This is a genomic window from Actinopolyspora biskrensis (assembly GCF_013408175.1).
In the GTDB taxonomy this organism is placed as follows: domain Bacteria; phylum Actinomycetota; class Actinomycetes; order Mycobacteriales; family Pseudonocardiaceae; genus Actinopolyspora; species Actinopolyspora biskrensis.
This window is the reverse complement of record NZ_JACBYW010000001.1, coordinates 1,195,851-1,208,556: the sequence shown is the minus strand read 5'-3', so window position 1 is coordinate 1,208,556 and position 12,706 is coordinate 1,195,851. Positions and strand designations below refer to the sequence as shown.

Genomic DNA, 12,706 nt, shown 5'->3' with positions numbered 1-12,706 from the left:
TCGAAATCTCGGGAGTTGGTAGTCATGCGCAAATTCGCCCTCCCGGCGTTGCCTCTCGCCGTCCTCCTCGTTCCGCTGGCCGCACCGGCGACTTCGGCCCAAGCTGCTTCCACCCCGGCCACCTGCGGCGGCGCGGGCTGCGACGATCTCGACCCGGCTCGAACGGGCTGTGACGACAGCGCCATCACCGTCGACACCGTCAGCTCCTCGAAGGGCACCTTCAAGCTGCGCTACTCCACCACCTGCAAGACCAACTGGCTCTACGTCGGCAACTACGCGGGAGGAAGCAGTCGCTCCGACGGCAAACTGGAAATGCGCGTCGAGGACCACGACCGATCCGAGGGATTCTCCTACTACGCCTCCTCGGCGGCAGGAACGCACTGGAGCAACATGATCTACTCCCCCGGCGACAACTGCGGGATCGGCGCCGCCGACTGGAACTACGGCGACTGGGACGCCGTGGTGAACTCGAGCGGCTGCTGAACAACTGCCACGTTCGGATCCGCGCCGAGCGGATCCGAACGGCTCGCCCACACGCGTTCTCGATTCCCTCTCCGAGATATCCCGGAATCACCCGGACGCATCCCGAAGGCAGTCGATCCAGTACTCCCCCGAGCGATCCCTCGTCAAACCGCGCACGTCGTGTTCGAACCCCGGAAAACTCCGATCGAAATCACGCAGTCCGAACAGGTAGCCGGTGAACGCACCGCGGCGCGGTCCGGTGGCCTCGCCGGGCATCAGAATCGGCGCCCCCGGCGGCACGGGAACCACCATGCTGGCCGCCACGGAGTGGTGCAGCTTTTCCAGCGGTACCCGACGCAGCCTGTCGCGCACCAGCTCATCATGCGCCTCGGCGGGGGTGCGGCACCGCCGTGGAAGACAGGAACAGGCATCCTTCAACCGTCCCGGTAGATCCCACTGCCTCAAGTGATCCTGCGTCCGGGCCGCGAGGCCGGGCAGAGTGACACCACGGTAGTGGTCCGGGTACTCGTCCACCAGTCCGGACACCACCTCTGAGAGCAGATCTCCACCCCGGAGAAGCCGTGCCAGTCCTCCGCAGGATCCAGCACCCAGCAATCGGGGACCGTGCGTAACAGCTCAGCGGGCGCGTTGCCGAACGAGTACCGCTTCCCGTCCACGGGGTCGGCCACCTCGGGTGGTTGCCAGATGTCGAAGAACCAGTCGTCCTCCCGTCGAGCCGTCTCCGCTTTCGCGGAAACGCCCTGCCGGAACCGGACAGCTTCGCGCACGACGTCGTCGATCAGCACGGGGCCCGACCCCCCCTCCAACATAGTCGCCGCGACGTCGAGCCCGGCGAGCATCGGATACGACGAGGAGGTGGAGGCGTGCATCGCGTAGGTGAGGTTGAAACGATGCCGGTCGACACGACCACGACGAGCACGAACATGGATCATGGAGCTCTGTGAGAGCGCGGCGAGCACCTTGTGGGCGGACTGAGCTGAGCAGATCAGCTGATCGTCCTCTCCGCGGGAAACCGCCATGGCATACCTCCCCCTGTACAGGGGGAGGAAAGCGGCGTGGCCGAACCAGGCCTCGTCGAAGTGCAGGTCCCGTACCGAGGCGGCGAACGAGTCCGCCGCCCGGTTCGTGTCGTAACAGAACCCGTCGTAGGTGGAATTCGTGACGACGGCGTAGGTCGCCCCCTCCGTTCTCCCGGTCTCACGGGAAAGCGCCCCCGGGAGAACGGGGCCGGGCAACCCGTACCCGTTGCGCTGAGCGGGAAGGTATTCCGGCCGAGCACCGGTCAGCGTGATCCCGTCGCACACGCACTTGTGGCAATTGCGGTCCACCAGGATCTTCTCGCCTCGAGCAACGCAACCGTGCATGATCGTACGATTGGCCCCGGAACTGCCGTTGAGGAAGAAAAAGGTCTCGTCAGCGGCGAAAACCCCCGCGGCCTTCCGCTCGCCCGCACCGATCGGCCCCGACGAGTCGAGCAGGGAACCGAACCGGGACACGGAGACGGACATGTCACTGACACCCCGCTGACGGTGCGACCGGAAACCGCGCTCGCCCTGCCACACCCGCCCGGGCAACCCCACCGCAACCGAACCCTTCCCCTCCGGAGCACCGGCGGGACCGGCGCAGGGCACCTCGCCCGGCGAGCCTCTCACCAGCACTGACTCGAACACGCTGACGAGCACCTCCCACCCGGCCCGAAGGAACCCGCACGCTCCTCTTGTGGCAAGCGTTACAAGCGGGTTAATGTCTCCCGCACTAGAAAGCGCTTTCCAACTTTTCGTTCGAGGCGAGCGGCGTCTCGACGCCCACGAGAGGAGAAAGTCACGTCCCCCGCGAACACTCGCTTCCGCGCCGCCGTCATCGGCACCGGCGCCGTGGCGACACACCACCTGTCCGCACTGTCCGAGCACGACGAGATCGACCTCGTCGCCGCGGTCGACGTCGACCCCGCCCGACTGGAGACCTTCCGCGCGGAGAACCGGACGATGCGGGGCTACACCGACCCGCACGAGATGCTCAGCGCCGAAAAACCGGACCTCGTGTCCATCTGCACCCCGCCTGCCCTCCACGTGGAACAGGTCAAACAGGCACTGCGGGCCGGCGCCTGGGTGTGGTGCGAGAAGCCTCCCTGCCTCTCCCTGGCCGGCTACGACGAGATGGTCGACGCGGAAGGAACGAACGGTCCGTACGCCTCCTTCGTCTTCCAACAGCGCTTCGGCTCGGGAACCGAACACGCCGGCACGCTGCTGTCCAGCGGCGAACTCGGCACTCCGCTGGTCGCGCACTGCCAGACCACCTGGTACCGCGACTCCCGGTACTTCTCCGTGCCCTGGCGCGGCAAGTGGGAAACCGAGGGCGGTGGCCCGGCGATGGGACACGGCATCCACCAGCTCGACCTGCTGCTGCACCTGCTCGGGCCGTGGACGGAAGTGCAGGCGATGACCGGACGTCTGCGGCACGACATCGACACCGAGGACGTCTCCACCGCGCTGGTGCGGTTCTCCTCCGGGACACTGGCCACGATCGTCAACAGCGTGCTCTCCCCGGACGAGACGAGCCGGATCCGCCTGGACTGCTCGGAAGCCACGCTCGAACTGATCCACCTCTACGGGCACGGCAACGAGAACTGGCACTACACCCCGGCACCGCACGTCACCGACGAGACCCGGATCGCCCGCTGGCGCACCCCCGAACGCGACGAGCCGAGTTCCCACCGCGGGATGCTGCGCGAACTGGTCACGGCGATGCGGACGGGAAAGCGCCCCCCCTGCAGCGGACGGGACGGACGCCTCGTCCTGGAACTGCTCACCGCGCTCTACAAGTCGGCGGCCACCGGCCGCGCGGTCTCCGCCACGGAGATCGACCCGGACGACCCCTACTACACGGTGATCCACGGCGGGAGCCCGGAGAAACTGATCCAGCGGGGAAAGGCGAGCACCACATGAGTCACCCCATCACGGTGACGCACCGGCACGGCGAGAGCATCACCGTCGAATCCGGCCGGACCGAGCTCATGACCTACGTGTACAAACCGGACCCGGGCGAGTTCGAGTCCCAGAAGCCCTACGTGCACCCCCTGCGCACCCTTGCCGGAAACACGGTGACCGGATACCGGCCGAACGACCACCGCTGGCACAAGGGGCTGCAGATGACCGCCAGCCACGTTTCCGGACAGAACTTCTGGGGCGGAAACACCTACGTGCGCGGTGAGGGGTATCTCGCACTGCCCGAGCGGGTCGGCTCCATGCGCCACGAGGGTTTCGAGGCCTTCGAGGCGCACCCGGACGAACTGCGTTTCGTCGAGAACCTGCGCTGGCTGAACAACGGCGGGGACCCGTGGGCCCTCGAACGTCGCGAGCTGCGCGCGCACTCCGTCGACCCCGCGAACGGCACCTGGGCGCTGGACTGGTCCATCCGGCTGACCAACACGTGCGACGCGCCGCTGCGCTTCGGAAGCCCCACGACCGAGGGCCGCGAGATGGCCGGCTACACGGGACTGCACTGGCGTGGCCCGCGGGAGTTCACGGGCGGCGCGGTGCGCGGCCCCGGCACCACCGGGGCCGACGCGATGATGGGCACGCAGGGCCGCTGGTTGGCCTTCACGGGCGAACACGACGAGGTCGACGGGCATTCCACGGTCGTGTTCGAGCACTGCCCGAGCAACTCCGAGTCCGTGCACGAATCGCACTGGTTCGTGCGTTCGGACCCCACACCGGCCGTGGCGATTTCCTGGGCCTTTTTCGAGGAGTTCGAGCTTCCCGGCGGGGAAAGCTTCGAGTACACCTACCGAATCCTGATCGCCGACGGCGCTCTGAACCACGAGCGAATCGACAGAACTCTCGACGAACATCCCTGGTAGGAGACGTCATGACCGAACCCCCCGACATTCCCCTTCCGGGATCGATCGGGCTCTCACACGTGCGTTCCTACGAATGGCCCGCCGAGGACGGACTCGGCGGCGGTAGCCCGCACATGCATCTGGCCTGCACCGAGGCCTACGTGGTCACCCACGGCCGCGGTGCGGTGCAGACGTTGAGCACGGACGGATACCGCGAGCACGAACTGGAGCCCGGTGCCGTGGCCTGGTTCGCTCCCGGCACGGTGCACCGGATGGTGCAGCACGAGGACCTGCGGGTCACGGTGCTGATGCAGAACAGCGGCCTGCCCGAGGCGGGCGACGCGGTGTTCACCTTCCCACCCGAGGTGCTCGCCGACCCGGACTCCTACTCCGCTGCCGCGAGCATCCCACGGGATGCGGACGAGCAGGAGACGCGAGCCGCCGCTCACCGGCGCAGGGACCTCGCCGTCTCCGGGTACCTGGCGCTGCGCGAGTCGTTGCGCGCGGGCGATGCCGGACCGCTGCGCGAGTTCCACCGGGCCGCCGTCCGGCTGGTGGGTCCCGAAGTGGACCGCTGGCGGCAGCTGTGGCGGCGCGGCGCGCTGGCCACCGCCGAGCACACCGGTGCCCGCCTGGACCGACTCGCCGAGGGCGATCCCGCCGACCTGGAGAACTCCGAGGTCCGTCTGGCCCACCCGTCACGGCGGGACGGGTACGGCGTGTGCGGCCTGCGTGACGAGTACGAGATCCCCGGTACGACCCTTCCCTACGGAGGCGAGTGATGCCGGACAAGTCCCCGAAGCAGCGGACGCTGCCCCGCACCGGGATCAAGGCCTCAGCGCTGACCTTCGCGGTCCTGACGCTGTGCGGTCTGCTGGCCGGCTGCGGCGCAGGAACGAACGGATCCGCGGGCGGCGAGGTCGAGTTGCAGTTCAGTTGGTGGGGAAACGCCGACAGGGCGGCCGCCACCAACGAGGCCGTCGACCTCTTCGAACAGCGCCATCCGAACATCGAGGTGCAGACCTCGTTCTCCAGTTACAACTCCTACATCCAGAAGCTGGCCACCCAGGCCGCCGGTGGGAACGCCCCCGACGTGATGCAGCTGGACTACCGGCAGATCAGCCAGTACGCCTCCTCCGGGTTGCTGCTCCCGCTCGGGGACCGCCCCGAGGTCGGCACCGGGAAGGTGGGCTCGGGCATGCTGCGCACCGGCCAGGTCCGTGGAACGCAGTACGCGATCCCGATGGGCCGGACCTCGCAGGTGCTGGTCTACGACTCCGCCGAGTGGCAGCGGGTCGGCGTGTCCGAGCCGCGTCTCGACTGGACGTGGCGGGACTGGAGCGCGGCCATGCGCGAACTGAACGAGAACACGGGCCAAGCGGGCTCCACCGATCCCGGGTGGAGCGAGGACTGGTTCGAGGTGTGGCTGCGCGGCAGGGGCAAGAGCCTCTACACCGACAGCGGTGAACTCGGCTTCGACAAGAGCGATCTCGCGAAGTTCTGGAGCTTCACGAACGGGCTCAGCCAGCGGGGCGCGGTCAGCCCGGCACGCCAGACGACGCAGATAGACGGGTCGGCGGCGAACATGCCCTTCGGACGCGGCAACGCCGCATCGGGCATCACCTGGGATTCCGCTGTCGGCGGTTTCCAGGCCCTGATCGGTGACAGCCTGCGGCTGGCCCCGCTGCCCTCCGGTCCGGACGGCACACCGGGGCAGTACTTCAAACCCTCGATGCTCGTCGGCGTCTCCGCCAACAGCGCCCACCCGGAGGAAGCCTCGCAGCTCGTCGACTTCCTGATCAACGATCCGGAGGCTGGCGACGTTCTCGGGGTGAGTCGCGGGATGCCGGTCAACCAGGACATCCGCGAGGACATCACGCCCTCCCTGAGCGGTCTGGACGAACGGATCGCCGACTTCCAGCAACGTCTCGAGGGCAAGCTGCTCGACCCGCCGAGTGCTCCCCCCTCGGGTGATCTCGCACTGCAGACGACCTTCCAACGCGACTACGACCACGTGGGCTTCGAACTCCGAACACCGCGGCGGATGGCCGAGCAGTTCCTCACCAGCGTGAGATCGGAGTTGCAGCAATGAACGTCGAAGCTCCTGACCAGAGGCTGAGCGAGAAGCCGAGGGCCGAGAAACCGGCCGAACCCGCCGAAGCGGAGGGCACACGGCGGAAACGGAAGCGCGAGGGCGCCGCCTGGGTGTTCCTCTCACCATGGCTGCTCGGTGCCGCGGTGCTGACGCTGACCCCGATGCTGGTCTCGCTGTACCTGTCGTTCACCGAGTACGACCTGTTCACCGCTCCCGAGTGGGTGGGCCTGGACAACTACGTGCACATGTTCACCGAGGACCCCCGCTACTGGCGGTCGGCGGTGAACACCCTGGTGTACGTGCTGGTGGCCGTTCCGCTGCAGCTCGCGGCCGCGTTGGCCGCGGCCCTGGCGCTGAACTCCATCGGACGCGGCAAGGGTTTCTACCGCTCGGCCTTCTACGCCCCCTCGCTGCTCGGCGCGAGCATGAGCATCGCGCTGGTCTGGCGCGCCCTGTTCAACGACGGCGGCACCGTGGACGACCTGCTGTCCTCGTTCGGGGTGAACATGGGCGGCTGGGTGAACCAGCCGGGGTGGGCCCTGCTGGTGGTGGCCCTGCTGACGATCTGGCAGTTCGGCGCCCCGATGGTCATCTTCCTCGCGGGCCTTCAGCAGATCCCGGGCGAGCTGTACGAAGCGGCCGAAGTGGACGGCGCGGGACGGTTGCGGCGGTTCCGCTCGGTGACGCTGCCGATGCTCTCGCCGGTGCTGTTCTTCAACCTGGTGCTGCAGACCATCCAGGCCTTCCAGGTCTTCACCCCGGCCTTCACCGTCAGCGGGGGACGCGGCGGCCCCGCGGACTCGACGCTGTTCTACACGCTCTACCTGTACGACCGGGGATTCACCGCATCACACATGGGATACGCCTCGGCGATGGCCTGGGTGCTGCTCGTGGTCATCGGCATCGTGACCGCGCTGCTCTTCCGCAGTTCACGCTCCTGGGTCTTCTACAACGATAAGGGGTGACGATGGTAGCCGTCAGAGGATCCATCACCGGTCGCGGACCCGACTGGGGCCGCATCGGACTGCACGTCGGCTGCCTGGCCGTCCTGCTGGTCATGCTCTACCCGCTGGCATGGCTGGCCGCGACCTCGTTCAAACCCGCCGACGAGGTGATATCGAGCCTGCGGCTGCTGCCGAGCAGGATCGAGCTGGGCAACTACGCCACGGCGCTGGAGGGCGTCGGCGGGGTGAGCGTCCTCAGGCTGATCGGGAACTCCCTGATCATCTCCGTCGGCGCCGTGCTGGGCAACGTGCTCAGCTGTTCCCTCGCCGCCTACGCGTTCGCCCGTCTCCGGTTCACGCTGCGGGGACCGTTGTTCGCGCTGATGCTGGCCACGATCATGCTCCCGCAGCACGCGGTGCTGATCCCCCAGTACATCGTGTTCAACCAGCTCGGGATGGTGAACACCTTCTGGCCGCTGGTCCTGCCGAAGTTCCTCGCCACCGACGCGTTCTTCGTCTTCTTGACCGTCCAGTTCATGCGCGGGATCCCCAAGGAGCTCGACGAGGCCGCCACGCTCGACGGCTGCGGTCCCTTCCGAACCTTCTTCCGGATCATCCTTCCGCTGAGCAGGCCCGCGCTGATCACCACGGCCATCTTCACCTTCATCTGGACGTGGAACGACTTCTTCCTGCAACTGATCTACCTGTTCGAGCCGGAGAAGTTCACGATCACCCTGGCACTGCGTTCCTTCGTGGACACTTCCAGCCAGTCGGCCTACGGTCCGATGTTCGCCATGTCGGTGATCGCCCTGCTGCCCATCGTGCTGTTCTTCATGGCCTTCCAACGATTCCTCGTCCAGGGGATGGCCAGCTCCGGTGTGAAGGGGTGAGTTCTTTTCGATGACCGCCACATCACAGCCGAAGCAGCACCGCGGCCCGTTCGGCCCCGGCTTCGAACTGTTCGCGGACATGCTGGGCATCGGGGTGGCCACCACGCTGGCGTCGCTGCCCGTGGTGACGGCCCCCGCCGCGGTTTCGACGGCCTGTGCACAACTGCGGGCACGCTCCCGAGGAGGTCGTGGCCCCGGGGGACTCGGGTACGCGCGCCAATTCCTCCGGAGACTGCGCGGCGAACGCGCACTCCCCGACCTCACCGCCGGGGTGCTCGCGCTGGCCACGGGAGCACTGCTGGCGCTCGACCTGTTGTTGACGCGCACGAGCAGCGGTTTCCCCTGGCAGGGAACCGTCACGGCGATCCTCTTCCTCGTGGCGTTGACGCTGGTACCGGTCGGGCTGCGCACCGTGGCACTGCCCGAGTCCGAGCACGACTGGCGCGCGGCGCTGACAACGGCCGCCCGGACCACCGCCACCGATCCCGGCGGGAGTGTGCTGCTGCTCGGGGCCCTGGCCGTGTCCGCCCTGTGCGTGTGGATGCTGCCCGTCCTGGCAGTGCTGATCCTGGGACCGCTCAGCCTGGCCGCCACGGCCGTCGAGGAACGCAGGCCTAGCCGTGGCTCGGAGACCTCACCACGCGAAACCGGTTGAGCCGAACAACGATTCCCCGCTCCGGGAAAGGCCGGACGCGGAAAAACCGAGAAGCACACCGGACGCCCCTCCGCACGAACACGCTTCGGCGGGCGGGTCCCGGCTGACCGAGAAACAGCACTGCAGAAATCGAGGCACTGCTCATATGACGACGAAAACGGTACGTATCGCGCTCAACGGCGTCACGGGGCGAATGGGGTACCGCCAACACCTGCTCAGGTCCGTGCTGGCCATCCGGGATCAGGGCGGCATCGAAACCGCCGACGGCGAACGGGTGACCGTGGAACCCGTGCTGATCGGCCGCAGGCCCGAAAAACTCGCGGAAATCGCACGGCAACACGACGTCCCCGAGTGGAGCACGGAACTGGACACCGTGCTGTCCGACGATTCCGTGGACGTGTACTTCGACTCCCAGATAACCTCTGCCAGGCAGAAAGCACTTCGTTCGGCCGTGGAGGCGGGCAAGCACGTCTACTCGGAAAAGCCGGTCTCTGAGACCGCGGAGCAGGCACTCGAACTGGCCCGGCTGGCCGAGAACGCCGGAGTGTGCCACGGGGTGGTGCACGACAAGCTGTTCCTGCCCGGTCTGCTGAAACTGCACCGCCTGCTCGAAGGCGGATTCTTCGGTCGAGTGCTGTCCGTGCGCGGCGAATTCGGGTACTGGGTCTTCGAAGGGGACTGGCAGTCCGCGCAACGTCCCAGCTGGAACTACCGTTCCGAGGACGGCGGCGGAATCGTCTCCGACATGTTCTGCCACTGGCACTACGTGCTGGAGAACCTGTTCGGACGGGTCGAGTCGGTCACGGCCAAGGCCACCACGCACGTTCCCCGGCGCTGGGACGAACGGGGGCTCGCCTACGAGGCCACCGCCGATGACGCGGCCTACGGGATCTTCGAGCTCGAGGGCGGCGCGATAGCCCAGATCAACTCCTCGTGGGCGGTGCGGGTCAACCGCGACGAGCTGGTCGAGTTCCAGATCGACGGCACCGGGGGAAGCGCGGTCGCCGGGTTGCGCGGATGCAGGTTGCAGCACCGCACCATGACCCCGAAACCGGTGTGGAACCCGGATCTTCCCGCCACCGAGCCCTTCCGCGACCAGTGGTCCGAGGTACCGGACAACGAGGAGTTCGACAACGGGTTCAAGGCCCAGTGGGAGCAGTTCCTGCGGGACGTGGTCGGCGATGCGAAGCACCGCTACGACTTCTTCGCCGGAGCCAGGGGAATCCAGCTCGCCGAAGCCGGACTGCGCTCCTCCGAGAGCGGGCAGCGGATCCCTCTGGACCGTCTCGACAGCTAACAGGAACTCGTTGACTCGGTTGCCGTAGGTGGTCGCTCGGCGGACCCTCCCGCGGCGACGCCGACCGCCCGGGTGTCCTTCGAGGCGGGCAGCGCCGAAGGACACCCGAGCTCGAACAACCGAACGAACGGAAAAGCTTCAGGAGGAGGACCGATGGCACAGGTCGCGTACAACAAGGCCGCACGGGTGTTCGGCGGAACCCCGCCCGTGCGTGCGGTCGACGGTTTGGACCTGACGGTCGACGACGGGGAGTTCCTGGTTCTGGTCGGTCCTTCGGGATCGGGCAAATCGACGGCGCTGCGCATGCTCGCCGGCCTGGAGGAGATCGACGAGGGCGGCGTGCAGATCGGCGACGTGGACGTGACCACGATGCCACCGAAATCCAGGGACATCGCGATGGTGTTCCAGTCCTACGCGTTATACCCCCACATGACCGTGGCCGAGAACATGGGCTTCGCCCTGAAACTGCGGCGCATTCACAAGCAGGAGGTGCGGCGTCGGGTGGAGGAGGCGGCCGAACTGCTGGACCTGACCAGCTATCTCGACCGCAAGCCGAAAGCGCTGTCCGGGGGGCAGCGTCAACGCGTGGCCATGGGACGCGCCATCGTCCGCGAACCGTCCGTGTTCCTCATGGACGAACCCCTGTCCAACCTGGACGCCAAACTGCGGGTGGAGACCCGGGCCAACATCGCCTCGCTGCAACGTCGTCTCGGGACCACGACCATCTACGTCACCCACGACCAGGTGGAAGCCATGACCATGGGGCACCGGGTGGCCGTCCTCGCCGACGGTGTCCTGCAGCAGTGCGAAACCCCGCGTGAGCTCTACGAGCGCCCGGCCAACGCCTTCGTGGCCGGGTTCATCGGCTCTCCCGCGATGAACCTCAGAACGGTGCCGCTGACCCCCGAGGGCGCGGAACTGGACGAGGTCTCCATCCCGGTCCCGCGTGCGGTGACCTCCGGGCGGTCCGACGACTCCGAGATCACCATCGGTATCCGCCCCGAGTCGCTGCACCTCGTCTCCTCCGAGGAGGGCAGCCTGCCGCTGCAGGTGGAACTCGTCGAGGAGCTGGGGGCCGACTGCCTGATCCACGGCCGGACGCTCACGAGCACGAACAGGGATCCGCTGATCATCCGTGGGGACGGACGCACTCCCCCCACGCCGGGCGAGACCGTGAACGTGGCCGTACGTGATCTCGAGGAGATCCACCTGTTCGACGCCGGAAGCGGGGAAAGGCTGGCGAGCTGATCCCGACGACGGCGGGGAGGGGCTTCGGCCGGGCACCGGAAGAAACTCCGGGCGGACTCCCCGGCCCCGCATCCCGCCTCTCCCCCACCGGGTTCCGCACTGGGGGGCAGACCGCCACGCACCGTCGGACGGCGGCCCCGCTCCACGGCGGGCCCTCGCGCGCCGAGCGGTCCGCGGACCTCCCTCAACCGATCCCCGGGGTGCTGGCCCGCACGACCACCTCTCCCCGGAAACGACGCACCCTCGCCCTGTCCGCGGGCTCGTCGAGCAGGAAGCCGAGCGCCTCCTCCCCGAGGCGTTCCAGCGGAATGCGCACCGTCGTCAACGAGGGCCACACGTCCCGCAGGCTGGCGATGTCGTCGAAACCGGCCACGGCCAGGTCCTCGGGCAGCCGCACTCCACGCTCGCGGAACGCGGACAGGGCGCCCACCGCCATGACGTCGTTGACCGCGAACACGCACTCCGCACCGCTTTCCCGGTCGAGCAGCTCGCAGGCGGCCTCGTGGCCACCGTCCCGGGTGAAAGCACCGTTGATCACGTTCCGGCGGGGCAGCTCGATCCCCCTTTCGCGCAGCCCCTGCCGGAAGCCGGCCAGCCTGTCCCGCGCCGTGATCAGGTCGGCGGGACCGGCGAGGACCGCGAACTCGCGGTACCCCAGCTCCACGAGCTTCTCGGCCAGCGCGCACGCCCCGGCACGGTTCTCCACCACCACCGTGTCGGCCGGCAGCTTGTGCTGTCCGATGGCGGCGGCCCGCCCTCCCGCGGCCGTGTAGGCCTCGATCTCCGCTCGCAACGACTCCAGCTCCTCGTCGCTGGTGGTGCGGCTCCCGACGAGGACGATGCCGCGCGCCTGCTGCCGGCGCAGCGAGGCCACGTACTCGGCCTCGCGCTCGAAACGACGCTCGGTGCTGGCGAGGTTGATGATCAGGCCGTGGGGCTCGGCGGTGCGGACGATGCTGGCGGCGATCGTCGAGAAGTACGGATCGGCGATGTCGGGAACCACCAGCCCCACGACATCCGTTCCACCGCGGGCCATGGCCTGCGCGGGCGCGCTAGGAGAGTAGTCCAACCTGGCCGCGGCCTGACGGACGCGCTCCCGCAGGTCGGTACCGACGCTGCGGGTGCTTCCGTTGAGAACCCGCGACGCGGTCGCCAGCGACACACCGGCCTGGCGCGCCACGTCGACCAGATTCACCTTGCCGGAACCGCGCGGCATCAGTCCTCCCTAACTCGAAGTGCTCCGATACTACCTGCTC

12 protein-coding genes and 1 pseudogene are annotated in these 12,706 nt (G+C 67.9%); 10 read left to right on the top strand and 3 right to left on the bottom strand.

Features of this window, described 5'->3' with window-relative positions; genetic code table 11:
- Positions 1-24: 24 nt before the first annotated feature.
- Positions 25-483, top strand: coding sequence for a DUF2690 domain-containing protein (locus FHR84_RS05200; RefSeq protein WP_179534234.1), 459 nt, complete (start codon positions 25-27; stop codon positions 481-483).
- Between the two features lie 87 nt (positions 484-570).
- On the opposite strand, the gene FHR84_RS05195 is transcribed toward FHR84_RS05200, so the two are convergent.
- Complete coding sequence (locus FHR84_RS05195) at positions 571-996, bottom strand: Orn/Lys/Arg family decarboxylase (protein WP_179534233.1); 426 nt, start codon at positions 994-996, stop codon at positions 571-573.
- Complete coding sequence (locus FHR84_RS05190; protein WP_179534232.1) at positions 924-1,991, bottom strand: hypothetical protein; 1,068 nt, start codon at positions 1,989-1,991, stop codon at positions 924-926. Before FHR84_RS05190 ends, FHR84_RS05195 begins: the two co-directional genes overlap by 73 nt.
- Positions 1,992-2,324: 333 nt before the next feature.
- Here FHR84_RS05190 and FHR84_RS05185 point away from each other — a divergent pair.
- From FHR84_RS05185 to FHR84_RS05145, 9 genes and pseudogenes are all read left to right on the top strand, one after another.
- Positions 2,325-3,428 (top strand): annotated as a pseudogene (locus tag FHR84_RS05185) (Gfo/Idh/MocA family protein); the annotation flags it as partial.
- Complete coding sequence (locus tag FHR84_RS05180; RefSeq protein WP_179534231.1) at positions 3,425-4,342, top strand: DUF6807 domain-containing protein; 918 nt, start codon at positions 3,425-3,427, stop codon at positions 4,340-4,342. The pseudogene FHR84_RS05185 and the gene FHR84_RS05180, both read left to right, overlap by 4 nt.
- A gap of 8 nt (positions 4,343-4,350) precedes the next feature.
- Positions 4,351-5,103: a cupin domain-containing protein gene (locus FHR84_RS05175; RefSeq protein WP_179534230.1), complete on the top strand. Its 753-nt coding sequence runs from the start codon at positions 4,351-4,353 to the stop codon at positions 5,101-5,103.
- Positions 5,103-6,413 carry an ABC transporter substrate-binding protein gene (locus FHR84_RS05170; protein ID WP_179534229.1) on the top strand — a complete coding sequence of 437 codons (1,311 nt, stop codon included), beginning with the start codon at positions 5,103-5,105 and terminating at the stop codon, positions 6,411-6,413. Before FHR84_RS05175 ends, FHR84_RS05170 begins: the two co-directional genes overlap by 1 nt.
- Complete coding sequence (locus FHR84_RS05165) at positions 6,410-7,381, top strand: carbohydrate ABC transporter permease (RefSeq protein WP_218861972.1); 972 nt, start codon at positions 6,410-6,412, stop codon at positions 7,379-7,381. Before FHR84_RS05170 ends, FHR84_RS05165 begins: the two co-directional genes overlap by 4 nt.
- Before the next feature lie 2 nt (positions 7,382-7,383).
- Complete coding sequence (locus FHR84_RS05160) at positions 7,384-8,250, top strand: carbohydrate ABC transporter permease (RefSeq protein WP_179534228.1); 867 nt, start codon at positions 7,384-7,386, stop codon at positions 8,248-8,250.
- Between the two features lie 10 nt (positions 8,251-8,260).
- Positions 8,261-8,905: a hypothetical protein gene (locus tag FHR84_RS05155; protein ID WP_179534227.1), complete on the top strand. Its 645-nt coding sequence runs from the start codon at positions 8,261-8,263 to the stop codon at positions 8,903-8,905.
- Between the two features lie 145 nt (positions 8,906-9,050).
- Positions 9,051-10,202: a Gfo/Idh/MocA family protein gene (locus FHR84_RS05150; RefSeq protein ID WP_179534226.1), complete on the top strand. Its 1,152-nt coding sequence runs from the start codon at positions 9,051-9,053 to the stop codon at positions 10,200-10,202.
- Between the two features lie 153 nt (positions 10,203-10,355).
- A complete protein-coding gene (locus FHR84_RS05145; RefSeq protein ID WP_179534225.1) occupies positions 10,356-11,450 on the top strand; it encodes an ABC transporter ATP-binding protein in 1,095 nt (364 codons plus the stop codon).
- A 184-nt stretch (positions 11,451-11,634) separates the two neighbouring features.
- Here the strand turns inward: FHR84_RS05145 and FHR84_RS05140 are convergent, their stop codons facing one another.
- Positions 11,635-12,666, bottom strand: a complete 1,032-nt coding sequence (locus FHR84_RS05140; RefSeq protein ID WP_179534224.1) for a LacI family DNA-binding transcriptional regulator — start codon at positions 12,664-12,666, stop codon at positions 11,635-11,637.
- Between the last annotated feature and the right edge of the window lie 40 nt (positions 12,667-12,706).

Excerpts from the sequence above, each read along its gene's own strand:
- FHR84_RS05175 (WP_179534230.1), top strand. The coding sequence starts at position 4,351 with ATGACCGAACCCCCCGACATTCCCCTTCCGGGATCGATCGGGCTCTCA.
- FHR84_RS05140 (WP_179534224.1), bottom strand. The coding sequence starts at position 12,666 with ATGCCGCGCGGTTCCGGCAAGGTGAATCTGGTCGACGTGGCGCGCCAG.
- FHR84_RS05190 (WP_179534232.1), bottom strand. The coding sequence starts at position 1,991 with ATGTCCGTCTCCGTGTCCCGGTTCGGTTCCCTGCTCGACTCGTCGGGG.
- FHR84_RS05165 (WP_218861972.1), top strand. The coding sequence starts at position 6,410 with ATGAACGTCGAAGCTCCTGACCAGAGGCTGAGCGAGAAGCCGAGGGCC.
- FHR84_RS05200 (WP_179534234.1), top strand. The coding sequence starts at position 25 with ATGCGCAAATTCGCCCTCCCGGCGTTGCCTCTCGCCGTCCTCCTCGTT.
- FHR84_RS05155 (WP_179534227.1), top strand. The coding sequence starts at position 8,261 with ATGACCGCCACATCACAGCCGAAGCAGCACCGCGGCCCGTTCGGCCCC.
- FHR84_RS05180 (WP_179534231.1), top strand. The coding sequence starts at position 3,425 with ATGAGTCACCCCATCACGGTGACGCACCGGCACGGCGAGAGCATCACC.
- FHR84_RS05160 (WP_179534228.1), top strand. The coding sequence starts at position 7,384 with ATGGTAGCCGTCAGAGGATCCATCACCGGTCGCGGACCCGACTGGGGC.
- FHR84_RS05170 (WP_179534229.1), top strand. The coding sequence starts at position 5,103 with ATGCCGGACAAGTCCCCGAAGCAGCGGACGCTGCCCCGCACCGGGATC.
- FHR84_RS05145 (WP_179534225.1), top strand. The coding sequence starts at position 10,356 with ATGGCACAGGTCGCGTACAACAAGGCCGCACGGGTGTTCGGCGGAACC.
- FHR84_RS05150 (WP_179534226.1), top strand. The coding sequence starts at position 9,051 with ATGACGACGAAAACGGTACGTATCGCGCTCAACGGCGTCACGGGGCGA.